General features: G+C 64.6%; 19 protein-coding genes and 6 tRNA genes. 6 read left to right on the forward strand and 19 right to left on the reverse strand.

Going from position 1 to position 21,486, the window contains the following annotated elements; all coding sequences use genetic code 11:
- The first annotated feature begins 10 nt into the window (after positions 1-10).
- Positions 11-991, forward strand: a complete 981-nt coding sequence (locus HV681_RS18990; RefSeq protein ID WP_175124521.1) for a DUF6708 domain-containing protein — start codon at positions 11-13, stop codon at positions 989-991.
- A 323-nt stretch (positions 992-1,314) separates the two neighbouring features.
- Here the strand turns inward: HV681_RS18990 and HV681_RS18995 are convergent, their stop codons facing one another.
- The gene (locus HV681_RS18995; RefSeq protein WP_175124522.1) at positions 1,315-1,737 is read right to left on the reverse strand and encodes a hypothetical protein; all 423 of its coding nucleotides are present in this window, start codon (positions 1,735-1,737) and stop codon (positions 1,315-1,317) included.
- 247 nt (positions 1,738-1,984) lie between these two features.
- Between HV681_RS18995 and HV681_RS19000 the strand changes: the two genes are divergently transcribed.
- The gene (locus tag HV681_RS19000; protein ID WP_175124523.1) at positions 1,985-2,488 is read left to right on the forward strand and encodes a peroxiredoxin; all 504 of its coding nucleotides are present in this window, start codon (positions 1,985-1,987) and stop codon (positions 2,486-2,488) included.
- An 86-nt stretch (positions 2,489-2,574) separates the two neighbouring features.
- Positions 2,575-4,146, forward strand: a complete 1,572-nt coding sequence (locus tag HV681_RS19005; RefSeq protein WP_175124524.1) for an MFS transporter — start codon at positions 2,575-2,577, stop codon at positions 4,144-4,146.
- A 7-nt stretch (positions 4,147-4,153) separates the two neighbouring features.
- On the opposite strand, the gene HV681_RS19010 is transcribed toward HV681_RS19005, so the two are convergent.
- The 9 genes from HV681_RS19010 to HV681_RS19050 form a co-directional block, all read right to left on the reverse strand.
- A complete protein-coding gene (locus HV681_RS19010; RefSeq protein ID WP_175124575.1) occupies positions 4,154-5,029 on the reverse strand; it encodes a DMT family transporter in 876 nt (291 codons plus the stop codon).
- Entirely contained in the window at positions 5,026-6,045 is a 1,020-nt protein-coding gene (gene bioB / locus HV681_RS19015; protein WP_175124525.1) for a biotin synthase BioB, read from the reverse strand. Before bioB ends, HV681_RS19010 begins: the two co-directional genes overlap by 4 nt.
- Before the next feature lie 252 nt (positions 6,046-6,297).
- Positions 6,298-7,833 (reverse strand): helix-turn-helix transcriptional regulator, encoded by a 1,536-nt coding sequence (locus HV681_RS19020; protein ID WP_175124526.1) that lies wholly within the window; start codon positions 7,831-7,833, stop codon positions 6,298-6,300.
- Positions 7,834-8,090: 257 nt separating this feature from the next.
- Positions 8,091-8,167 (reverse strand) — tRNA-Asp (locus HV681_RS19025).
- Between the two features lie 80 nt (positions 8,168-8,247).
- A tRNA-Glu gene (locus tag HV681_RS19030) sits at positions 8,248-8,323 on the reverse strand.
- Between the two features lie 64 nt (positions 8,324-8,387).
- Positions 8,388-8,463, reverse strand: a tRNA-Ala gene (locus HV681_RS19035).
- A gap of 104 nt (positions 8,464-8,567) precedes the next feature.
- Positions 8,568-8,644: transfer RNA gene (locus HV681_RS19040), tRNA-Asp, on the reverse strand.
- 64 nt (positions 8,645-8,708) lie between these two features.
- Positions 8,709-8,784: transfer RNA gene (locus HV681_RS19045), tRNA-Glu, on the reverse strand.
- A gap of 32 nt (positions 8,785-8,816) precedes the next feature.
- Positions 8,817-8,892: transfer RNA gene (locus tag HV681_RS19050), tRNA-Ala, on the reverse strand.
- Positions 8,893-9,037: 145 nt separating this feature from the next.
- Here HV681_RS19050 and HV681_RS19055 point away from each other — a divergent pair.
- Positions 9,038-9,238: a hypothetical protein gene (locus HV681_RS19055; protein ID WP_175124527.1), complete on the forward strand. Its 201-nt coding sequence runs from the start codon at positions 9,038-9,040 to the stop codon at positions 9,236-9,238.
- A gap of 84 nt (positions 9,239-9,322) precedes the next feature.
- On the forward strand, positions 9,323-10,330 hold the full coding sequence (locus HV681_RS19060) for an aldo/keto reductase (protein WP_175124576.1): 1,008 nt from the start codon (positions 9,323-9,325) through the stop codon (positions 10,328-10,330).
- 73 nt (positions 10,331-10,403) lie between these two features.
- Here HV681_RS19060 and lnt read toward each other — a convergent pair whose 3' ends face one another.
- The 5 genes from lnt to miaB all read right to left on the reverse strand — a co-directional run bounded on the left by lnt (position 10,404) and on the right by miaB (position 16,017).
- Entirely contained in the window at positions 10,404-12,032 is a 1,629-nt protein-coding gene (gene lnt, locus HV681_RS19065; protein WP_175124528.1) for an apolipoprotein N-acyltransferase, read from the reverse strand.
- Positions 12,029-12,919, reverse strand: a complete 891-nt coding sequence (locus HV681_RS19070) for a CorC family transporter (RefSeq protein ID WP_175124529.1) — start codon at positions 12,917-12,919, stop codon at positions 12,029-12,031. Before HV681_RS19070 ends, lnt begins: the two co-directional genes overlap by 4 nt.
- Positions 12,920-13,089: 170 nt before the next feature.
- Positions 13,090-13,563 carry an rRNA maturation RNase YbeY gene (ybeY, locus tag HV681_RS19075; RefSeq protein WP_175124530.1) on the reverse strand — a complete coding sequence of 158 codons (474 nt, stop codon included), beginning with the start codon at positions 13,561-13,563 and terminating at the stop codon, positions 13,090-13,092.
- A complete protein-coding gene (locus HV681_RS19080; protein WP_175124531.1) occupies positions 13,553-14,578 on the reverse strand; it encodes a PhoH family protein in 1,026 nt (341 codons plus the stop codon). The genes ybeY and HV681_RS19080 overlap by 11 nt, the downstream gene beginning before the upstream one ends.
- On the reverse strand, positions 14,575-16,017 hold the full coding sequence (gene miaB / locus HV681_RS19085; protein ID WP_175124532.1) for a tRNA (N6-isopentenyl adenosine(37)-C2)-methylthiotransferase MiaB: 1,443 nt from the start codon (positions 16,015-16,017) through the stop codon (positions 14,575-14,577). The genes HV681_RS19080 and miaB overlap by 4 nt, the downstream gene beginning before the upstream one ends.
- Before the next feature lie 169 nt (positions 16,018-16,186).
- Here miaB and HV681_RS19090 point away from each other — a divergent pair, with 169 nt between their 5' ends.
- Positions 16,187-16,954 (forward strand): phosphatase PAP2 family protein, encoded by a 768-nt coding sequence (locus tag HV681_RS19090; protein ID WP_175124533.1) that lies wholly within the window; start codon positions 16,187-16,189, stop codon positions 16,952-16,954.
- Between the two features lie 193 nt (positions 16,955-17,147).
- On the opposite strand, the gene HV681_RS19095 is transcribed toward HV681_RS19090, so the two are convergent.
- The 4 genes from HV681_RS19095 to yajC all read right to left on the reverse strand — a co-directional run bounded on the left by HV681_RS19095 (position 17,148) and on the right by yajC (position 21,284).
- Positions 17,148-17,825, reverse strand: a complete 678-nt coding sequence (locus tag HV681_RS19095; protein WP_175124577.1) for a VOC family protein — start codon at positions 17,823-17,825, stop codon at positions 17,148-17,150.
- 132 nt (positions 17,826-17,957) lie between these two features.
- Positions 17,958-18,893 carry a protein translocase subunit SecF gene (secF, locus tag HV681_RS19100; RefSeq protein ID WP_175124534.1) on the reverse strand — a complete coding sequence of 312 codons (936 nt, stop codon included), beginning with the start codon at positions 18,891-18,893 and terminating at the stop codon, positions 17,958-17,960.
- Positions 18,894-18,947: 54 nt separating this feature from the next.
- The gene (gene secD / locus HV681_RS19105; protein WP_175124535.1) at positions 18,948-20,828 is read right to left on the reverse strand and encodes a protein translocase subunit SecD; all 1,881 of its coding nucleotides are present in this window, start codon (positions 20,826-20,828) and stop codon (positions 18,948-18,950) included.
- Between the two features lie 111 nt (positions 20,829-20,939).
- The gene (gene yajC / locus HV681_RS19110; protein WP_042794815.1) at positions 20,940-21,284 is read right to left on the reverse strand and encodes a preprotein translocase subunit YajC; all 345 of its coding nucleotides are present in this window, start codon (positions 21,282-21,284) and stop codon (positions 20,940-20,942) included.
- Between the last annotated feature and the right edge of the window lie 202 nt (positions 21,285-21,486).

The following is a 21,486-nucleotide window of genomic DNA, read 5'->3' on the forward strand; positions in this document are numbered from 1 at the left end:
CGATAAAAAAATGAAACGGCATACAGTTCCGAAAGAAGAGCGCAGCGCTTTCTTTACACGCGTTGACGCCTTGCGTCCATCTGATCCACCGCTGGCAGTGTCCGCTGCGGCAGACAACAATGTGATGAGGGTCTCCGAGAACTGTCTGTTTATGCGTCCGGCGTTTGGCAGCATGTTCGGAGGGCGGTACGGAATCAGTTGGTGGGCGACAGTGGCAGTCCCATTTCTATTTGCTCTGTTCTCAGTCGGAACCTTTGCCGCCTATGGTCACCAGCGCCAGTACGAGGGATATGGCGGTGGCGTGTCGGCCTTCTTTCTGGAAAACTGGGATGTGTTTATCGGTGCGCCCGTCGCATTCGCATTTGCTTGCATTTGGCTGTACATACCTTGGCGAACGCAGCTTCCAATCATCTTCAATCGCCGAACCCGCAAGGTCACTTGCGTCGTTCATGGAACGTGGGTCAGTCTGCCCTGGGACGGGCTGGAGGCTTACATCAAGGACGTGACTACCTTTGCAGCGGGGGGGACTCCAGTCAACGAAGGGGTGTTGACGCTAGCCTTCCCTTATTCGATACAGAATAGCCAGCGTATCAATCAAAAACTGCGCGTCGGCATAACCGGCACACAGGACCACGCTCAAGCAATCATCAACCGCGGCATCTATGGGGCGGCGCAGATTTGGGAGTTCATCCGCCTTTTCATGCGGGAAGGGCCTTCGGCATTGCCTTTAAGCAGCGCGCGAACCCCGTATTCCATTTCCCACGCCAGTGAGGCAGTGCGCCATTTCAGTCCGCTAAAGGTCCTCAAGGTCAAAAAGGCGGCTTGGTTGCTGTTCGCAGTTCCATTCTTCATTTTCATAGCGTTGCCGGTCGCGCCGATTCTTATGTTAGGTGACATTTCATATATGTGGCTCGACCGCATCCTGCCTCGCCGGCAGTGGCCGCAGGAACTCATCGACGCCTGCGATGGCGAATGGGACGGACGGGAGTAAGCTCAAACTTCCCCCTCACGCGCCCGCGTGCCCGCCCGCGCTCGGCGTCCCTTGTTCTTCGCAATCTCCATAACTTCCGCTCCTCCGCACCCAGCCTTTCTCGGATTTGCGTGTTGAAGCCGAGCTAGCGCACGCTCTCGGCATTGCCACGGCATCCTCTGGCGGCGAGCGGTTATTGGCGACTTGCTCTGCTACGCACTCGACCGCGTTTTGCCACGCCGTAAGTGCCTCCCGGGGCTGATCGAGGCCTGCGATAACGTTTTGGACCCGGTGTGGAGATTGAGGCTTTCACAGGATCAGTCCGGCACCCCCTCATCCACGTTCTACCGAGCCTTCTCCCCCGGCAGCCCATCACTAACCTCAGCCAGCGCCCGCTTCATGTCCTCGTACTTCATCACCCGCTCGCTCTGAAACCCGCCCAGCACCCCACGGCACCCATCCACACCAGACCGCTTCATCTCCTCCATCATCGTCGTACCATCGGCCAGCCCCTTTGCAAACGCAGCATCGAAGCCGCCCGTCGGGAATCCATATTCCTCGGCATACCGCGTCAGATTCTTCCGAGCCGTCTCCTGATGCTGCGCCAGGTCAGGCTCTGAAGCCCCGCAAGCACGCGCCGCGCCATTGGACGCGCCAGCGGCGATAACGAAAGAGTCGTATTGGGCCTGCTCAGCCGCATCGGGAGCCGCCCACGCCGGGGCAGCAGCGGCCAGCGTCAATGCCAGCCCGGTCAGGAATTTGCGCATCGAAAGTCTCCCGGTGAAGCCCTCCGCAGCGGTCAGCCTCTCGCGGCTGCGGCGGGCGTTGTCTACCACGGCATTATGGCAACCGCCCGTTTCCTCCCCATGTGCTCGCCGTGTGGAGTCGTTTCGAACTGTTCATCTTCTTTTCGCCCTCCGCCAAAGGCAGCAAGCCGGCCGCGCTCGAACTATGATGGGGGCTGTGAGGCAGTCCTGCCTCAATGCATTGCCCCCTTTCATTTTGGAGATCTACATGACGATCAAAGTCGGCGACCGCGTGCCCAATGGCACGTTGACCGAATTCATCGAAACCGAAACCGCCGGCTGCTCGCTCGGTCCCAACGCGTTCCAGGTCGCCGACCTGACCCGCGGCAAGACGATTGCGCTGTTTGCCGTGCCGGGCGCCTTCACGCCCACGTGCTCGGCCAAGCATCTGCCCGGCTACGTCGAACAGGCCGCTGCCCTCAAGGCCAAGGGCATCGACGAAATCTGGTGCGTGTCCGTCAACGACGCCTTCGTCATGGGCGCCTGGGGACGCGAACAGAAGACCGATGGCAAAGTCCGCATGCTGGCCGACGGCTCCGCGCTGTGGACCAAGGAACTCGGCCTGGAACTGGACCTCGTCCAGCGCGGCATGGGCGCGCGCTCGCAGCGCTACTCCGCCCTGATCGTCGACGGCGTTGTGAAGCAACTGAACGTGGAAGCGCCTGGCAAGTTTGAAGTCAGCGACGCGGCCACCATGCTCTCGCAAGCCTGATCCCCGCGGGTTCCTGTTTTACCCCCAGTGTTGCGGGCCGCCCAGGCGGCCCGCGGCGCTGAAAGCCAGCAGCGGTTGTCGACGCCATGCTCTCCACGATCTCATCGTTTTCGTCGCTTTATTTTGCGACCTTGCTGATGCTTATCGGCACGGGTCTCTTCAACACCTACATGGGCCTGCGGCTGACCGCCCAGTCCGTCAGCGAAGTGTGGATCGGCACCTTGATCGCCGGCTACTACCTCGGGCTCGTGTGCGGCGCGCGGCTTGGGCACAAGCTCATCATCCGCGTCGGCCACATCCGCGCGTTCGTCGCCTGCGCGGCCATCGCCACCTGCATGATCCTGGCGCAAACGCTGGTCGAATCCATGCCCCTGTGGCTGGTGTTCCGCATCGTCTCCGGCATCGTCATGGTGACCGAGTTCATGGTCATCGAAAGCTGGCTCAACGAACAGACCGAAAACCACCAGCGCGGCCGCGTGTTCTCCGTCTACATGGTCGTCTCCGGCCTGGGCACCGTGTTGGGCCAACTGGCGCTCACCGCCTACGCCACGCTGGACCTGCGCCCGCTTACCCTGGTCGCCATGTGCCTCGTGCTGTGCCTGGTGCCGCTTGCCGTCACGGCCCGGTCCCACCCGCCCACGCCGCTGCCCGCGCCGCTGGACGTAAAGTTCTTCATGCGGCGCGTGCCGCTGTCCATGACCGTGCTCTTCGTGGCGGGCAATCTGTCCGGCGCGTTCTACGGCCTGGCCGCGGTGTATGGCGCCAAGAATGGCCTGTCCACATCGCAGGCCGCCATCTTCGTCGCGGCCGCCGTGACGGCGGGGCTGTTGTCGCAGTGGCCGATGGGCTGGCTGTCCGACCGCATCAACCGCGCCGGCCTCATCCGCTTCAACGCGTTGTTGCTGGTCCTGCTGCCTGCCGTCATGTGGGGCTGGATCGCGTTGCCGTTCTGGGCGCTGGTCGCCATGTCCTGCGTCTTCGGCATCCTGCAGTTCACGCTGTACCCGTTGGGCGCGGCCTTTGCCAATGATCACGTTGAATCGGAAAGACGAGTCAGTCTGTCGGCGGTGTTGCTGATGACCTATGGCCTGGGCGCCTGTGTGGGGCCGATGATCGCGGGCTTCATGATGTCGCTGGGCGGACCCGCCATGTATTACGTGTTCATCTCGGCGTGCGCCGTGATTCTGGTCTGGCAGGTGCGGCCCACGCGCGTCACCGGCGCACACCAGGTCGACGAGGCGCCGACGCATTTCGTACCGATGCCGGACACGCTGCAAAGTTCGCCCGCGGCGGCGGTGCTGGATCCGCGGGTGGATCCCGAGAACGACATCGCCATGGAAATGGTGCAGCCGGATCCGTCCGCGGCGCCGGCGCCGCCGGAGCCGGTGGCCGAGGGCGCATCGGTGGATTCCGCGGCGGGGCAGGGCGGAATGGACGAGACGGCGGATACGGCTGCGGGAGCGGGAGGCGGATCCGACACGATGCCGGATTCGATGTCGGACCAGACACCAGACCGTGTATCGGGCTCCGCATCGACTGCCGCATTGGACGCTGCATCGACCGCAGCATCAACCGCCACATCGACCGCCACATCGGACTCCACATCAGACGCCGCATCAGACGCGCACCCCGAACGCCAGCGCCGCACCGGCACCTGAAGCGCCCCTACCAGGGCGTCATCAGCAAAATGGCAGACAACGCCAGCGCAATGCCCAGCACGTTCACACGCGTGAGCGGTTCACGGAACGCCAGGGCGCCCACCAGGGTGCCCAGCGTGATCACTCCCATATTCATCGACGCGAACACCAGCGCGGGGTGCTCGGGCAGCGACTGGTGCGCGCGCACGTAGGTCAGGATGTTGCCGAAGTTGGCCAGCCCCAGCGCCACCCCCGCGGCCAGATGCCGCGCCTGCCAGCGCACGCGGCGCCACAACAGATACGCAAGCATCAGCGCGCCCGCCATCAGGAACGTCAGCAACAGGCTGCCCGCAAATGCGGTCCCCGTGCGGGCCACCTGCTTGAACAGGATGTCGATCACGCCATAGCCCGCCCAGACAACCAGCGGCCAGAGCCACATCGCGCGCCGGTCCTCGGCCGCCGTGGCTTCGGATAAACGAATGCGCGGCGGTTGGCGCAGCAGGCAGAAGAGGGCGGCGAAGGCCAGCGCGATGGCCGCCAATTTGCGTCCCGTGACCGGTTCGCCGAACAGCGCGAACGCGGCCAGCAGCGGAATGAACAGCGACAGGCGCTGCGCGGCGTCGCTGCGCACGATGCCGGCATGCCGCAACGCGGCCGCCATCGCCAAAAAGACGCTCGGCAGCAGCACGCCCAGCGCGGCCAGCACCAGCCAGGGCGTTTGCGGCGCCAGCAGGCGCGCCGGATCGGGGCGCAGCACCAGCCAGCAGAGCAGGGCGGCCACGGCGTAGTTCATCGCGATCGCCTGGCGCACGTCGATCTGCCAACGTCGCGCCAGCTTGAGCATCACGGCGACCGTGACGCTGCAGGCCACGCTGGCCGTCAAATACAGAAGACCGGGCGTCAACGGCATGCCGCCTCCTCATGGCGGTCGTGCGCGGCGGCGTCGACCCGCATGCCCAATCGGTCGAGCAGGCGCTGGTCGGCCGCCATCTGCGGATTGGCGGTGGTCAGCAGCGCGTCGCCGTAGAACATGGAATTGGCGCCCGCCAGAAAGCACAGCGCCTGCATCGCATCGTCCATCGTCTCGCGCCCGGCCGACAGCCGCACGGCGGCGCGCGGCATTGCAATGCGCGCCACGGCGATAGTGCGCACAAACTCGAAGGGATCGAGGGCTTCGACATCGGACAACGGCGTGCCTTCCACCTGCACCAGGTTGTTGATCGGCACGGACTCGGGATAAGGCTCCATGCTGGCAAGCTGGGCGATCAGGCCGGCGCGTTCGCGGCGCGATTCGCCCATGCCTACGATGCCGCCGCAACACACGTTGATGCCGGCGTCGCGCACGCGGTCCAGCGTGTCCAGGCGGTCCTGGTACGTGCGTGTGGAGATGATCTTGCCGTAGAACTCCGGCGAGGTATCCAGGTTGTGGTTGTAGTAGTCCAGGCCCGCGTTCTTCAATTGCTCGGCCTGGCCGTCCCGCAACATGCCCAGCGTCACGCAGGTCTCCAGGCCCAGCGCCTTGACCGCGCTGACCATTTCGGCCACGGCGTCCAGGTGATGCGGCTTGGGACTGCGCCACGCGGCGCCCATGCAGAAGCGCTGCGCGCCGCCAGCCTGCGCCGCGCGGGCCGCGGCGACCACGTCTTCCAGCGGCATCAGCTTGTCGGCGTCCACGCCGGTGTTGTAGTGCGACGACTGCGGACAATACGCGCAGTCTTCGGGACAGCCGCCAGTCTTGATCGACAGCAGGCTCGACAACTGGATGACGTTCGGATCGAAATGGGCGCGATGCGTTTGCTGCGCCCGGTGCATCAGGTCCATGAACGGCAGCTCGTAGAGCGCCATGATGGCGTCGGCGCTCCAGGCCGAGGCCGGCAGGCGCTTGGGCGATGTCGGGACGGGAATGTACGCAGTCTGCATGGTCGGTGGCTCCTTCGTTCGTGCCGGGGATCTCGCCGCTGGCCTGATGGCCTGGGCTGGATCGGCGGATCGTAAGAAGGGGCGGCGTATTTGCGCAATGCGTTCGATATCGCCGGATTTAGCGGACGGTTGGGAACCTATTCAAAGAAAATGGCCGCTTTTGAGCGGCCAGTCGTCCTAACGCGGCGGCATCTTCGGCGACGCGAAGATGCAGGATATTTTGATTCAAATTGTAAAACCGGAGCAAGCCAGTCAGGACTTGCCTTGCTTTTCCCGGTTGCGCGCGCTTTCGTGACCGGTGATGCCGCGGTCACGAGCCCAGACGATGGCGGCGCTGCGTCGGTGCACGCCGATCTTGCTGTAGATCGTGGCCACGTGATTGCGCACGGTGTTGCGCGACAGCTTGAGCGCCTTGGCAATGCCGTCGTCATCGTGACCCTGGCAGAGCAGGCCCAGCACCTCGCGCTCGCGCGACGTAAGCTGCGCCAGTTCTGCCACGTCGCGCGTCGCGGGAGCGGGTTGGCGCAGTTGCGCCAGTTTTTCGATGATGCCGCGGCTGAACCACGAGGTGTCCTGCATGACCGCCTCGATGGCCGTCAGCAGTTCGGTCTCTGACCGCTTGCGCTCGGTGATGTCCTGGATCACGATCAACACGCGGCGCAGCCCGCCGATCATGACGGGCTCGGCGGACACCAGGCAGTCGAGCTCGCCGCCGTCGCGCGCAATCATCACGGCTTCGCGGTTGCGCACGCTTTCGCCACGCTTCAGGGCGGCCAGCATGCCTTCGTACGGCCGCAATCCCAGTTCGACGAGGTCCTGCTCTGCCTTCTCGTCCAACGTCAGACCCGTGGCGGCGGCAAAGGCGTCATTGAGGTTCAGCACGTTCAAGGTGACGCCGTCGCAGACGGCCATCGGCACCGGGGCAAGCTGGAAGGCTTTGGAGAAGCGCTCTTCGCTTTCGCGCAGGGCCTCTTCGGTGCGCTTGCGGCCCTCCAGGTCGATGAACGTGAAAAGCATGCAGGGCTCGTCGTGCATGTCGATGGGCTGGCCTGCCACCACCACGAACTTGGAGGTGCCATCGGGCAGCTTCAGCACGCCCTCGCGCTGCGGAATGGTCTCGCCTTCATTGAGCCGAGCCACAGCCGTTTCTTTGTCGTCGCTCCCGTCCAGCACATCGATTTCATAGGCCGACTTGCCCAGCACCGCGTCGCGCGAGTAGCCGGTCATTTCCAGGAACCCCTGGTTCACCTTGACGTAGCGCAGGTCCGACAGCCGGCAGATCAACGCGGGAGCCGGATTGGCCGAGAAGGCGCGTTCAAAGCGTTCCTCGGCGTTGATCTGCGCGGTCTGGTCGTGCAGGATCAGGACGCGATAGGGCATGGGGCCGCCATCGTCCAGATTGAGGCCGCGCGCAAGCAGGTTGCGCGTGAATTCGTCGTCGTCTTTACGGGTCAGATCGAGCAGCAGGTCTTCGAATTCTTCGCCCGCCGCCAGCCGGTCCAAGGGATACTGTCGCGCCGGCACGCGATGATGGTTGCGATAGGTGAGCGTATATCGCTTGCGAAAGCCCGCGGGCGTGCCGCCCAGGTCTTCCATTGATTCGGCGCCGTGCAGCGCAAGTGCGCTGGCGTTGGCCCAGGCTATCGAGCCATCGGCCTCAAGCAGGATGATGCCTTCGTTGAGGCCCGCGATGATGCTCTGCAGGTGTTGGCGATGTGCTTGGGGTGCGGCGTCGTTGGGGGTCACGTAGGCCTCTTTTTTCTTCGCATGGCGTGTACGCGCAAGCATGAAGCCGCGCGCCGGTGCTGTCCAGAGGTCAAAAGGGAGGAGTCTCGCGGAAGGGGTACAACGAGAGGGGATTGCACCGCGCGAATGGCGGCGCCGGACAGCCCATGCAAAAGCATATGCGAAAGCAAAATCAAAATTGCAGAAATCAAAAGCACAAAAGCAAAAAGCTCCGGAATCCGGAGCTTAAGATGCGTGTACTTCAAATGCGTGCATTTCAAGTGCGTGCTGCGAGCAGCGTTCGGTAAGCGCAAAGTGCTTGGCGGAGCGGACGGGGCTCGAACCCGCGACCCCCGGCGTGACAGGCCGGTATTCTAACCAACTGAACTACCGCTCCGCAGCGGCTTACTGATGACTTCAACTTTCTTCACTACGGCTGTGGTGTCAAGACAGCTTGTACTGCATGCCAGATGAAGCTGGCGTCCCCTAGGGGATTCGAACCCCTGTACTCACCGTGAAAGGGTGATGTCCTAGGCCTCTAGACGAAGGGGACCTGGAACCAACAAGTTTACTACTGTACTGCGTTACTACTGTACTGCGTTACTACTGAACTGCACTGGTGGAGGTAAGCGGGATCGAACCGCTGACCTCTTGCATGCCATGCAAGCGCTCTCCCAGCTGAGCTATACCCCCAGGGCGTCCTGCTGTTCCAAACTTCAAACAACAAGGTCTCACACTTATAAAACAAAAAAGCCCCGAAAACGGAGCTCTTGAAAGACTCTGAGCGAGAGAGCTTTTGGCGGAGCGGACGGGACTCGAACCCGCGACCCCCGGCGTGACAGGCCGGTATTCTAACCAACTGAACTACCGCTCCGCAGCGGCTTAACTCAACTACATAATCACTTCAACTGCATCACTAATACTGCATGCCAGTAGACTGGCGTCCCCTAGGGGATTCGAACCCCTGTACTCACCGTGAAAGGGTGATGTCCTAGGCCTCTAGACGAAGGGGACTTGGACTTGCTGTACTGCTCTTCGCTTTGGACTGGTGGAGGTAAGCGGGATCGAACCGCTGACCTCTTGCATGCCATGCAAGCGCTCTCCCAGCTGAGCTATACCCCCGTTTCTCTAATCAATTCCTTCAACGTTTCGCTTGAAACGCGCCGGTTAGAGCGCGTTTTTTGCTGTTTCGTTGCCGGTTTTGTTTAGTGCCGTTGGCGAAGAAACGAGATTATGCACGAACTAAATTGGGCGTGCAAGTCGCTTCATGGCAAAAAGCAAAAAAGTTGCGAAAAAAGAGGGTTGGATGGGCATTTTGAGGGCGGATTTAGCGCTGCATTGGTTGCTGAGCGAGCCTGCGATTGATGCGGAAATCAATGAAATCAAAGACTTGTGCAGGTGCTATCGTGGATGGAAAAAATTTTTCGGCGTGTGGAATTTTCCACGCGAGGGCAGCGCGGAAAGTTGACGCGGATCGGCAAGGAAATCGACACATGAGCACTTATCCATGAGCAGCACAGGCTTTCCCACCGTCGCCCTGGGGCGCACGGACATGAACATCACGCGCATCGGCCTGGGCGCTTGGGCCATGGGCGGCAACGGGTGGGCGGTGGGCTGGGGGCCGCAGGACGACACCGAATCCATCAAGGCGCTCCGGCACGCGATCGACCGCGGCATCAACTGGATCGACACCGCCGCGGTCTACGGCCTGGGCCATTCCGAGGACATCGTGCGGCAGGCGTTGGGCCAGATGCCCGCCAGCGAGCGTCCGTACGTGTTCACCAAATGCGGCCTGACCTGGTCGCCCGAGCAGCCACAGGCGATGCCGCGGCGCACCGGCGCGCCGTCCAGCATTCGCCGAGAGCTTGAAGGGTCGTTGCGGCGATTAGGCGTCGAGCGCATCGACCTCTATCAGATGCACTGGCCTGCGGGAGACGGCACGCCGCTGGAGGCGTACTGGCAGGAATTGCTGGATCTGAAGCAGGCCGGGAAAGTCCGTGCGGTGGGATTGTCGAACCACAACCTTGCCCAGTTGCAGGCGGCGGAACACCTGGGGCATGTAGACACCCTGCAGCCGCCGTTCTCGGCAATCCAGCGCGCCGCGGCTATCGACCTCATTCCGTGGTGCGCGGCAAATGGCACGGGCGTGATCGTCTATAGCCCCATGAATTCGGGCTTGCTGACCGGCAAGTTCAGCGCCGAGCGTGCACGGGCCTTGCCGCCGGACGATTGGCGGGCGCGGCACGCGGATTTCCGGTCGCCCGAGCTGGAGCGCAACCTGGCGCTGGCCGATGCCTTCAAGCCCATTGCGGAGCGGCACGGCGCCACCGTGGCCGCCGCCGCAGCGGCATGGACGCTGGCGTGGCCGGGTGTGACGGGCGCCATTTTGGGGGCGCGCAGCGCATCGCAGGTGGACGGACTGATTGGCGCGGCCGAGCTGGAGCTGGATGCCGACGACATGCAGGCGATTGCAGACGCGATTGAAGTCACGGGAGCGGGGATCGGCCCGCTGCGCCCGCCCGACGAAACAGGCTCGCTGCCCGCGAACCTGTTTGCCTGAAGGAAGTCAGCCGCGCCGGGAAATCAGTCGCGCGGGGACGTAGGTGCTGCGTGGAATCAGCCGAACCGTGGAATCAGCCGCGGCGCGGGCGGCGGGCGCTGCCCACGGCCGCGATCAGCGCCAGACCGATCAGCGCCAGCGCGGTCTTGTCCCCAAAACGCGCGTAGGGCGTGAGCCCCGTCATGCCCTGCACCGATACCGGCAGCACACCCGCCTGCAACGGCGCGAGTTGGGCGGCAACCTGGCCCTTTGCGTCGATGGCGGCGGTGATGCCGGTGTTGGTGGCGGTCAGCATCGGGCGCGCGGTCTCGATGGTGCGCAGCCGGCCGATCTGCAGATGCTGCCGCAGCGCCCAGCTATCGCCGAACCAGCCCAGGTTGCTGACGTTGACCAGGATGGTCGCGCCGGGCTCGCCGTTGGGGCCGGGCTGCAACGCGGGCAGCAGGTCGGGACCGAAGAGGTCTTCGTAGCAGATGTTGAACGCGATGTGCTGGCCGCCGACGGCAAACGGGGTCTGGCGTTCGCCGCCGCGATCGAAGTCGCCCAGCGGGATGTTCAGCATCTCGACAAACCAGTGAAAGCCGGGCGGCACGTATTCGCCCCACGGCACCAGGTGGCGCTTGTCGTAGCGCATGGCGGTGTTGCCGCGCACCAGCTGTTCAACGGGCGTGGCGCCGTCAAAACCGATGACACTGTTGGTATAGCGCTCGCGGCCGTTGACGCGGTCATGCAGCGGCACGCCCATCGCGATGACGGTGTTGCGTTGGCCGGCCAGGTCGCGCCAGACTTCCCAGACGCGCGGATCGAGCTGGTCCTGGAAGATGGGCACCACTGTTTCCGGCAGGATCACCAATTGTGGCGCAGGTACGCCGGGCGCCGCGGGCAGGGCCGTCAGCTCCAGATGGCGCCGCAGGCTTTGCTCGAGGAGCGCAGGATCGAATTTCTGCGATTGTCCGATGTTGCCCTGCACGAGCCGCACGTTGAGCGGGTCGCCTACCGGCGCCGACCAGTCGATGCGGGACAGCGGCCAGCCCGCCGCAGCGAGCGCCACCGCGACGCCAGCGGCCAGCGCGTGGCGCGGACCCATGCCGGCCGTGCGCGAAGGCTGCCACAGGCTTGCCGCCGCCGCCGCGACGAATGCGGCCAGGAATGCCATGCCGTGCACGCCGAGCAGCGGCGCCCAGCCTGCAATGGGGCTGTCGACCTGCGCATAGCCGATGTTCAGCCACGGAAAGCCGGTGAGCAGCACCGAACGCAGCCATTCGAACGCGCCCCACATCGCAGCCCAGGCCAGCGTGGCGGCCAGGATGCGGGACGGGGGGGAATCGGCGGACAGCGGCGCGTAGCGGCGCGCCAGCGCATTGGCGGTCGCGGGAAACAGGGCCAGGAATGCCGACAGCGCCAGCACGGCCGCGACAGCCAGCGGTGCGGCAAGATCGCCGTAGCGGTGCAGGCTGATGAAGATCCAATACAACCCGAGCGCGTAGCTGGCAAAGTTGAACAGCCAGCCGCGTAGCCACGCCTGACGCGCCGACGGCGCATACAGCGTGACGCGCGCCAGCAAGGCCAGCGCGGCGATCTGGGTGAACGCCAGCGCCCACCCGGGCAGCGGGCCGGGGGCAAAGGTCAGGGCGTGGACGGCGCCCGCCAGCACGAGGCCGGCGGCGCCACGCAGGAGTCGGCCGCGCGGGGTGCTGGTCATGCGTCGGTGGCGGGTGCTTCGGTCTGGGGTGTGGCCAGGCGCTTGACGCGCAGCCAGATGGCCCGGCGGGCGTCGCCGCGCGCCACTTCAAGGCGCAGGCCGTCGAAATCGGCGTGGTCGCCGCGGCGCGGAATACGGCCCAATTGGCCGCCCATCCAGCCGCCCACGCTGTCGTACTCGTCGTCGGGCAGTTGGCAGCCGAACACTTCGTTGAAGTGCGAGATGTCGGTGGCCGCGAGCACGCGCCACTGGTTCTCGCCTTCGGGGAAGATGGAATCTTCTTCAGTCTCGTCGAACTCGTCTTCGATGTCGCCGACGATCTGTTCCAGCACGTCTTCCATCGTCACCAGGCCCGAAATGCCGCCATGCTCGTCAATGACGATGGCCTGGTGGTTGCGGCTGGCGCGGAACTCGTGCAGCAGCACGTTCAAGCGTTTGGATTCGGGAATGAAGACGGCGGGGCGGACCAGCGTGCGCATTTCGATGTTGGGCTCGAGCATGCAGCGCAGCAGATCCTTGGCCAGCAGGATGCCGATGATGTTGTCGCGATCGCCCTCGTAGACGGGGAACCGCGAATGCGCGGTTTCGATCACCGAAGCCACCAGGTACGGGATGGGCTGCGTGACATCGAGCAGATCCATGCGCGAGCGCGGGACCATGATGTCGCCGACAGTGCCCTCGGACACGGCGAGCGCGCCCTTGATCATCTTGTACGACTCCGCGTCGAGCAACTGGCGTTCGTGCGCGGCTTCGAGGACGGCCTTGATGCCTTCGCGGTCCTCGGGCTCTTTGCGCACAAGGGAAAGCAGGCGGTCTAGGAGGGATTTGGTGGCGGGTTTGGTAGAGCGAGCAGGCGTCGCTTCGGGAGCAGGGTAAGGGTCAGACATCGTCCGGGAGGACAAGTTAGGGAGGAGCCAGCATAACCGATACTGGCCCTTCGTTTCTAACGCCGGCCCGGAAAATGGCTGCAATGGACGCGATCTGCGCCTTGCTGCACGCCATTTGCCGGCATTTTCTCAGGGTTGTCCCGAGGCTGCCGGCACGCGGGCGGCGGCGGTCAGTCGGCCACGTACGGATCGGCAATGCCCATCTGCGCAAGCGTCGCGGTTTCCAGGGCTTCCATGCGCTTGGCTTCGCGCGCTTTGATGTGGTCGTAGCCCAGCGAATGCAGCACGCCGTGGATGGTGAGGTGCGCGGCGTGGTCCAGCAGCGTCTTGCGCTGCTCGCGGGCCTCGCGCACCAGCACGGGCACGCACATGACGATGTCGCCGCGCGCCACGCCCACGGGATCGACGCCGTACTCGAAGGTCAGCACGTTGGTGGCGTAGTCGCGGCCGCGGAAGTCGCGATTCAGGCGGCGGCCCTCGGCCGCGCCGACCAGCCGCAGGCTCAGTTCAGCGGCCGAAAACTCGACCAGGCCGTCTTCAAAGGCGGCGCCCAGCGCGCGCTCTGCCCAGCGGCGCAGGCGCCAGCGGGGCAGGCGGGCCTCTTCGACGCCGTACTGCACGGACAGGGACAGCTCAGGCTTCATCTTCGGCTGCGCGGTCGTAAGCGTCGACAATGCGGGCGACCAGGGGGTGGCGCACGACATCGCGGCTGGTGAACTTGGTGGTGGCGATGCCCTGGACGTCATGCAGCACCTTGACCGCATGCGCCAGCCCGCTTTCCTGGCCGCGCGGCAGGTCGACCTGCGACGGGTCGCCGGTGATGACCGCCTTGCTGCCGAAGCCGATCCGCGTCAGGAACATCTTCATCTGCTCGGGCGTCGTGTTCTGCGCCTCGTCGAGGATGACAAAGGCGTGGTTCAGCGTGCGGCCGCGCATGTAGGCCAGCGGGGCGATCTCGATGGTCTGCTTCTCGAACAGGCGCTGGACCTTTTCGAAGCCCATCAGGTCGTACAGCGCGTCATACAGCGGGCGCAGGTACGGGTCGACCTTTTGCGCCAGGTCGCCAGGCAGAAAGCCCAGGCGTTCGCCGGCTTCGACGGCGGGGCGGGTCAGCACCAGGCGCTGCACCGTGTCGCGTTCCATGGCGTCGATGGCGCAGGCCACGGCCAGCCAGGTTTTGCCCGTGCCGGCAGGACCGACGCCGAACGTGATGTCGTGCTTGAGGATGTTGTTCAGGTAGTCGCGCTGGCGCGGCGTGCGCGGGCGCAGGTCGCTGCGCTTGGTGCGCAGCGCGATGCCGTCGCTTTCATCGTCCAGGGCGGGCAGGGCGTCCAGTTCCCTGGCCTGCTCTTCCTTGAGCTTGCCTTCCTGGCGGCCCACCCCGATCTCGACCAATCCAAGCTGGATGTCATCGATGGACAGGGCGCGGTGCACGGCCTGTTCGTGGAAGCGGCGCAGGATGCGGCCCGCCAGTTCGGCCCGCTCGCCTTCGATGGTGACGCGGCTGCCGCGGCGGGACAGCTTGACGGTCATGCCGTCGGCCAGTTGCCGCAGGTTCTCGTCCAGGGGGCCGCAGAGATTGGCCAGGTGGGTGTTGTCGCCGTCCAGGTTGACGATGACGGGCATGCTGCGACGCGCGCGGGGGCGGGGTGTGGTCATTCAGCCTCTTGCGAAGTGCGGTCCACGTCGGCCACGCGGGCACGCAGCGAATTCGTGTGCGCCTCGGTGATGACGACGTCGACCATTTGTCCGATGAGCCGCGCGGGCGCGGGGAAATTGACGATGCGGTTGTTCTCGGTGCGGCCCATGAGTTCGTTCGGGTCGCGGCGCGAGGGGCCTTCGACCAGCAGGCGCTGACGCGTGCCCACCATGTTGCGGGCGATCGTTGCCGCTTGGTCGTTGATGAGCGCCTGCAGGCGCTGCAGACGGCGCAGCTTAACGTCCTGCGGGGTGTCGTCGGTGAGGTCCGCGGCGGGCGTGCCCGGGCGGCGCGAGTACACGAACGAGAACGAGGTGTCGAAGCCGACGTCCTCGATCAGCTTGAGCGTCTTTTCGAAGTCTTCCTCGGTCTCGCCGGGAAAGCCCACGATGAAGTCCGAGGACAGCGTCAGATTCGGGCGGGCGGCGCGCAGGCGGCGCACGACGGACTTGAATTCCAGCGTGGTGTAGCCGCGCTTCATGCCGGCCAGCACGCGGTCGCTGCCGGCTTGCACGGGCAGGTGCAGGAACGACACCAGCTTGGGCAGGCGGGCGTAGGCGTCCACCATGCGCTGGGTCATTTCCTTGGGGTGCGAGGTCGTGTAGCGGATGCGCTCGATGCCGGGGATTTCATGCACGTATTCCAGCAGCATCGCAAAGTCGGCGATCTCGTCGGAGTCCGCCATGCGGCCGCGGTAGGCGTTCACGTTCTGGCCCAGCAGCGTCACTTCCTTGACGCCCTGGTCCGCCAGGTCGGCCACTTCGATCAGGACGTCATCGAATGGGCGCGAGACCTCTTCGCCGCGTGTGTAGGGCACGACGCAGAAACTGCAGTATTTGCTACAGCCTTCCATGATCGAGACAAATGCCGTGGCGCCTTCGACGCGCGGCGGCGGCATGTTGTCGAACTTTTCGATCTCGGGAAAGCTGATGTCGACCTGCGAACGGCCTTCGTCGCGGCGGCGCTTGATGAGGTCAGGCAGGCGGTGCAGGGTCTGCGGTCCGAACACCACGTCGACATACGGCGCGCGTTTGACGATGGCCTCGCCTTCCTGGCTGGCGACACAGCCGCCCACGCCGATGACGAGGTTCGGATTGGTCTTCTTCAGGTGTTGCACGCGGCCCAGATCCGAAAACACCTTTTCCTGCGCCTTTTCGCGCACGGAACAGGTGTTGAACAGGATGACGTCCGCCTCTTCCGGGTTGTCGGTCAGTTCGAGCCCGCCCTGGTCCTCGCGCAGCACGTCGGCCATCTTGTCCGAGTCGTACTCGTTCATCTGGCAGCCGAAGGTGCGGATGTACAGCTTGCGGGGGGAGCCGGCGCCGGGAGTGGCCGAAGGCAGGGCGGCGGAGACGCCGTCGCGGGGATTGCCCGCGCGCTTGAGAGAGGTTTCTTGCATGATGGTCGCCGTGACGGGTGTAGATCCCGGGGGCTGGAAAGGGGGAAAGGGCGGATTTTAACCCTTGCCCAAGAATTGTTTCTTGGACGCGCGCGCGTTGGCCGTTACGATAGCGGTCCGCGCGCCCGCAGGCGCCGGTAAAATCCCTTTTTTCTCCCGAGCGGCACCGATGAATTCCAATCGCCTTACGCCTCCGGCAGCCGCTCCGTCCCTCGCTGGCGGGACCGGTTCCGCAGTCCAGGACGAATACCGAAATCCGTACCCCGCGTCCGTGTGGGCGCTGCTGGCGGGCGCGCTGGCGCTGGCCGCCGCGGCGTGTGCGCTGTGGGTCGACCTGCCGCTGGCCATCTGGATCCAGAAATCGGTGTCGGAAGGCGTCGACCAGTCCTTTGAATGGGTGGGCGAGCTGGGCGAAAGCGGCCATTACATCGTCATGGCGCTGGCGTTCTACGTGACCGGCCTGGTGGGCCTGGCGCGCGGATGGCGCAATCCGCTGCGTGTCAGCTATGCCGCCATGGCGCGCGGCAGCTTGCTGATGCTGTCGACCATGGCGGTCGGCGGGCTGGTGGTGCTGGTGCTCAAACGCACCGTGGCCCGGGCGCGGCCCGAGTTGTTCTTCGAGCAAGGCATTTACGGGCTGGGCGAATCGTTCTCGCGCGCTCAGCAGTTCAATTCCTTTCCGTCCAGCCACACCTACGCGGCCTTCTCCGTGGCGGTGGTGTTGGGCATTCTGGCGCCGCGTTGGCGCTGGGTGTTCCTGCTGCTGGCGGCGCTGGTGGCGATCAGCCGGCTGGTGAACCTGGATCACTACCTGTCGGACGTCATGACGGCTGCCGGCATCGCCGTGCTGGTCGGGCACTATCTGGCCCCCCGCGTGCTGTGCAGCAAGTATCAATGGCCGCTGCGCGCGCCGTGGCGCTGGTGGAAGAAAGGCTAAGGCATCACCTGGACGCCAGAGAAGACCGCGGGAGGCAGATCATCCCGCGGTTTTTTTTCGTTCGTTGAAAGGCGTCGTCGCGAGGCATGGCGTACAGGGACGGATACTCCAGGGCGGCAGGCTGTGGATGCAACCAAGGCGTCCGGCCCCGGAAGCACCCAACGCGCGTCAGGTCACGGCTACACCGCAGGCGTCACGTCAGCAGCTTGATTCCGGACGGCGTTTCGATCTGCGCGCGCAGGCGGGGCGGGCCATCGGCCTGCTCGACGTCGATCAGGCTATCCGCACCCATCCAGGCGAGCCCCTGGCGCAGCAGCGAGGCGCGGGGGTGGCAGCCGGTCAGACGCAGCAGCCGCAGCGGCTGGCGCGGCAACGTCGCACCCGGCGTGTTTTCCACGTCCCATTGGATCAGCGTCGGCAGCAGGCCTTCGCCGGCCTCGTAACCGGCTTCGCGCCACGCCGGCAGGCTGCCGTCATCCGGCACGGTCAGGCGCCAGCGCAGGTCGCCGCGCGTCATGGCGATGGCGGGTGGCAGCCGGTTGGGGTGTTCGGCCTGCATGCGCGTCAGGTCCAGCGGCGCCTCCACGCGCGCGGCCCAATGGGCCAGGAATGGCCCTTGTTCGATGCGTGCGCGCACGTCGCCCTGGTCCAGCCCGAACCAGCGGGGGCGATCAGGCGCCGGCGCATCGGGATCGATGGCAATGACTTCCAGGTACACGCCGTCCGCCATGCCCAGCACCCGGTTATGGGTGCCCATGCGCGGATGCGCCCCGCCGCCCTGCGACGTGATGCCGAGCAGGCCGGCAACATATTCGGTGCCGCTGGCGAGGTCCGCGGCGGCGATGACGATGTGGTCGATGGAGAGTTTCATGAGGGGCATGGTAACGAATCCGTGGATTGCCGTGCCCGGATACTTTCAAGGGATCCGCTCAGAGGCACTGCCCGAACGTCAAAAGAAAAACCCGTCGCAAGCGACGGGTTTTGCATGTCAGCAGGCCGGCAATCAGGCGACTTCGCCTTCCTCGCCTTCCTTCTTGACCGGCTTGACCAGGTCTTCGCGCTTGACGCCCATCCACATGGCCAGCGCGGCGGCGACGAACACCGACGAGTAGATGCCGAACCAGATGCCGATGGTCAGGGCCATGGCGAAGTAGTGCAGGGTGGGGCCGCCGAAGAACAGCATGGCCAGCACCATCATCTGGGTCGAACCGTGGGTGATGATGGTCCGCGAGATGGTCTGGGTGATGGCGCTGTTGATCACTTCGTGCACGTCCGCCTTGCGGTACTTGCGGAAGTTTTCACGGATCCGGTCCATGATGACCACGGATTCGTTCACGGAGTAACCCAGCACGGCCAGCACGCCGGCCAGCACCGCCAGCGAGAACTCCCACTGGAAGAACGCGAAGAAGCCGAGGATGATGACCACGTCGTGCAGGTTGGCGATGACGCCGGCGACCGCGAACTTCCATTCGAAGCGGAAGCCGAGATAGATCATGATGCCGATCACGACGACCAGCAGGGCCATCAGGCCGTTGTGCAGCAGTTCTTGCCCGACCTGCGGGCCCACGAACTCGACGCGGCGCAGTTCCACGCCCGAGTCGGCGGCCTTCAGTGCGGCCATGACGGTCTCGCTCTGCGTGGCGGACGTCTGGCCTTCCTGCAGGGGCAGGCGGATCATGACGTCGTGCGAGGTGCCGAAGTTCTGGACCTGGAAGTCGGTGTAGCCCAGCTTGGACACCACGCCGCGCACGTTTTCAAGCTGTGCGGTCTGGGCGTAGTTGACTTCCATGACCGTGCCGCCGGTGAACTCGATCGACAGGTGAAAGCCGCGCGTGACGATGAAGAAGACCGCCAGCAGGAAGGTGACGAGACTGATGATGTTCAGCACCAGCGCATGGCGCATGAACGGGATGGTGCGGTGAATCCGGAAAAATTCCATTTTTCGCCTTCGGTTCTTTTCTGTGGCGGACGGCCCGGGCCGTCCGCCCTATTTTCAGTTTGCCTTCGGCTTCCAGACTTCGCCGATGGAGATCGAGGTGAGCTTCTTCTTGCGGCCGTAGTACAGGTTGGCCAGCGCGCGCACGCCCACGACAGACGAGAACATCGAGGTCAGGATGCCCAGGCAGTGAACCACCGCGAAGCCCCGGATCGGGCCCGAACCGAACGCCAGCAGCGCCAGGCCCACGATCAGCGTGGTGAGGTTCGAGTCAAGAATGGTGCCCCACGCGCGTTCGAAGCCGTGATGGATAGCCTGCTGGGGTGTGGCCCCCGCGCGCAGCTCTTCCCGTATGCGCTCGTTGATCAGCACGTTCGAGTCAATGGCCATGCCCAGCGTCAGCGCGATAGCTGCGATACCCGGCAGCGTCAGCGTCGCCTGCAGCATGGACAGCAAGGCCAGCAGCAGCAGCACGTTGAAGGTCAGGCCGATCGTGGAGAACACGCCGAACAGGTGGTAGTAGATGATGATGAACGCGGCGATGGCCAGGAACCCGTACAGCGTCGAGTAGAAGCCCTTCGAGATGTTGTCGGCGCCCAGGCTCGGGCCGATGGTGCGTTCCTCGATGATGGACATCGGAGCGGCCAGCGCGCCGGCGCGCAGCAGCAGTGCGGTGTCGGCGGCTTCTTCGGACGACATGCTGCCCGAGATCTGCACCTGGCCGCCCGCGATTTCGCCGCGGATGACAGGCGCGGTGACCACTTCGCCCTTGCCGTTTTCAAACAGCAGGATGGCCATGCGCTTGTTGATGTTGTCGCGGGTGACGTCGCGGAAGATGCGGGCGCCCTTGGAATCCAGCGTCAGGTGGACGGCGGCCTGCTGGGTCTGCGAATCGCGGCCGGGCTGGGCGTCCTGCAGGTTTTCGCCGGTCAGGATGACCTGGCGGCGGACCAGGATGGGACGGCCGTCGCGGTCGTTGTAGCGCTCGAGACCGAACGGGACGCTGCCGCCCAGCAGCGCGGCCTGCGCGGCGGGGGAGTCGTCGACCATGCGGATTTCGAGCGTGGCGGTGCGGCCCAGCAGTTCCTTGGCCTTGGCCACGTCCTGCACGCCAGGCAGTTGCACCACGATGCGGTCCGAACCCTGTTGCTGGATGACCGGTTCGGCCACGCCCAGTTCGTTGATGCGGTTGTGCAGCGTGTTGATGTTCTGCTTGAGCGCGGAATCCTGCACGCGGGTGACGGCGGCCGGGTTCAGGGAGGCCAGCAGCAATTGCTTGCCGCCTTCTTCGCGTTCGGTGAACTCCAGGTCCGGCAGGCGCGAGCGCAGCGTCGAGATGGCGCGGTCGCGGTCGTCGGTGTTGGCGAAGGTGGCGGCGATGCTCTGGCCGGAGCGTTCAACGCCGGCCACAGGAATCTTCTGGTCGCGCAGCACCGAGCGCACGTCGGCGGACAACGAGTCGTAGCGGGCGGTCAGGGCGCCCTGCATGTCGACCTGCAGCAGGAAGTGCACGCCGCCGCGCAGGTCCAGACCGAGGTACATGGGCTTGGGCGCGAACCAGCCCAGCGCGCGCATCCAGGGCGGCGAGGCCGGCAGCAGGTTCAGCGCGACGGTGTATTGCGGGTCGCCGGGAACGGTATTGAGCGATTTTTCGATCAGGTCGCGGGCCTGCAGCTGCACGTCGGTCGACGGGAAGCGGGCGCGCACGGTGCCGAGCGTGCCGTTCAATTCGAAATAGGCGCCTTCGTTGGGGATCTTGGCGTCGGCCAGGATCTGTTCCACGCGGGCCAGCACGGCGGTGTCGACCTTGACCGTGGCTTTGGCGCTGGACACCTGTACGGCGGGGGATTCGCCGTAGAAATTGGGAAGCGTGTACAGCAGGCCAATGAGGACCGCGACCAGGACCGTAATGTACTTCCAGAGGGGATAGCGGTTCATTGCCGGCTACTTCATTTAAAGAGATGAAAGGGCCGCCCGAGCGGGTGAGCGCGGCGGGCGGCGGTAGGCGCCTTCAAGGACAAGAGCCCCGTTGGGGCTCTTCTGGGACGCTTACAGGGCCTTGATGGTTCCCTTGGGCAGAACGGTCGAGACCGACGACTTCTGCATGATCACTTCGACGGGCTTGTCGGCCAGTTCGGAGACTTCGACGGTGACGTAGCTGTCGTTGACCTTGGTGACCTTGCCGAGCAGGCCGCCGGCGGTGACGACTTCGTCACCCTTGGCCAGGGCCGCGATCAGGTTGCGGTGTTCCTTCTGGCGCTTCATCTGCGGACGGATCATCAGGAAATAGAGGATCACGAACATCAGGATGATGGGCAGCATGCCCATCAGCGCATTGCCTTCGGGGGCGGCGGCCTGGGCCACGACGAGGCTGGCGGTATCGATAACGGACATTGAATTCTCCTGCGTTTGAGTCTGTTTGGGTTTATCGCTATGTTTTTAATGCGCCCATCCCCGCGCGAGCCATGGATAGGGCAAGCCGACTATTGTATAGAGGTTATCGCCCGCCTTTAACCAGGATGTCATCCCGGGCGTCAAGGCGGCTTCCGCTTGCAGCGGCGGCCTGCCCGGACAAATGGGGGCGAAACCTGCCGGT

Source organism: Achromobacter animicus (genome assembly GCF_902859585.1).
Taxonomy (GTDB): domain Bacteria; phylum Pseudomonadota; class Gammaproteobacteria; order Burkholderiales; family Burkholderiaceae_B; genus Achromobacter; species Achromobacter animicus.

Coding starts and splice junctions, on each gene's coding strand:
- HV681_RS18990 (WP_175124521.1), top strand. CDS start 11: ATGAAACGGCATACAGTTCCGAAAGAAGAGCGCAGCGCTTTCTTTACA.
- HV681_RS18995 (WP_175124522.1), bottom strand. CDS start 1,737: ATGCGCAAATTCCTGACCGGGCTGGCATTGACGCTGGCCGCTGCTGCC.
- HV681_RS19000 (WP_175124523.1), top strand. CDS start 1,985: ATGACGATCAAAGTCGGCGACCGCGTGCCCAATGGCACGTTGACCGAA.
- HV681_RS19005 (WP_175124524.1), top strand. CDS start 2,575: ATGCTCTCCACGATCTCATCGTTTTCGTCGCTTTATTTTGCGACCTTG.
- bioB (WP_175124525.1), bottom strand. CDS start 6,045: ATGCAGACTGCGTACATTCCCGTCCCGACATCGCCCAAGCGCCTGCCG.
- HV681_RS19020 (WP_175124526.1), bottom strand. CDS start 7,833: ATGCTTGCGCGTACACGCCATGCGAAGAAAAAAGAGGCCTACGTGACC.
- HV681_RS19055 (WP_175124527.1), top strand. CDS start 9,038: ATGGCAAAAAGCAAAAAAGTTGCGAAAAAAGAGGGTTGGATGGGCATT.
- HV681_RS19060 (WP_175124576.1), top strand. CDS start 9,323: ATGAACATCACGCGCATCGGCCTGGGCGCTTGGGCCATGGGCGGCAAC.
- lnt (WP_175124528.1), bottom strand. CDS start 12,032: ATGACCAGCACCCCGCGCGGCCGACTCCTGCGTGGCGCCGCCGGCCTC.
- HV681_RS19070 (WP_175124529.1), bottom strand. CDS start 12,919: ATGTCTGACCCTTACCCTGCTCCCGAAGCGACGCCTGCTCGCTCTACC.
- ybeY (WP_175124530.1), bottom strand. CDS start 13,563: ATGAAGCCTGAGCTGTCCCTGTCCGTGCAGTACGGCGTCGAAGAGGCC.
- HV681_RS19080 (WP_175124531.1), bottom strand. CDS start 14,578: ATGACCACACCCCGCCCCCGCGCGCGTCGCAGCATGCCCGTCATCGTC.
- miaB (WP_175124532.1), bottom strand. CDS start 16,017: ATGCAAGAAACCTCTCTCAAGCGCGCGGGCAATCCCCGCGACGGCGTC.
- HV681_RS19090 (WP_175124533.1), top strand. CDS start 16,187: ATGAATTCCAATCGCCTTACGCCTCCGGCAGCCGCTCCGTCCCTCGCT.
- HV681_RS19095 (WP_175124577.1), bottom strand. CDS start 17,825: ATGAAACTCTCCATCGACCACATCGTCATCGCCGCCGCGGACCTCGCC.
- secF (WP_175124534.1), bottom strand. CDS start 18,893: ATGGAATTTTTCCGGATTCACCGCACCATCCCGTTCATGCGCCATGCG.
- secD (WP_175124535.1), bottom strand. CDS start 20,828: ATGAACCGCTATCCCCTCTGGAAGTACATTACGGTCCTGGTCGCGGTC.
- yajC (WP_042794815.1), bottom strand. CDS start 21,284: ATGTCCGTTATCGATACCGCCAGCCTCGTCGTGGCCCAGGCCGCCGCC.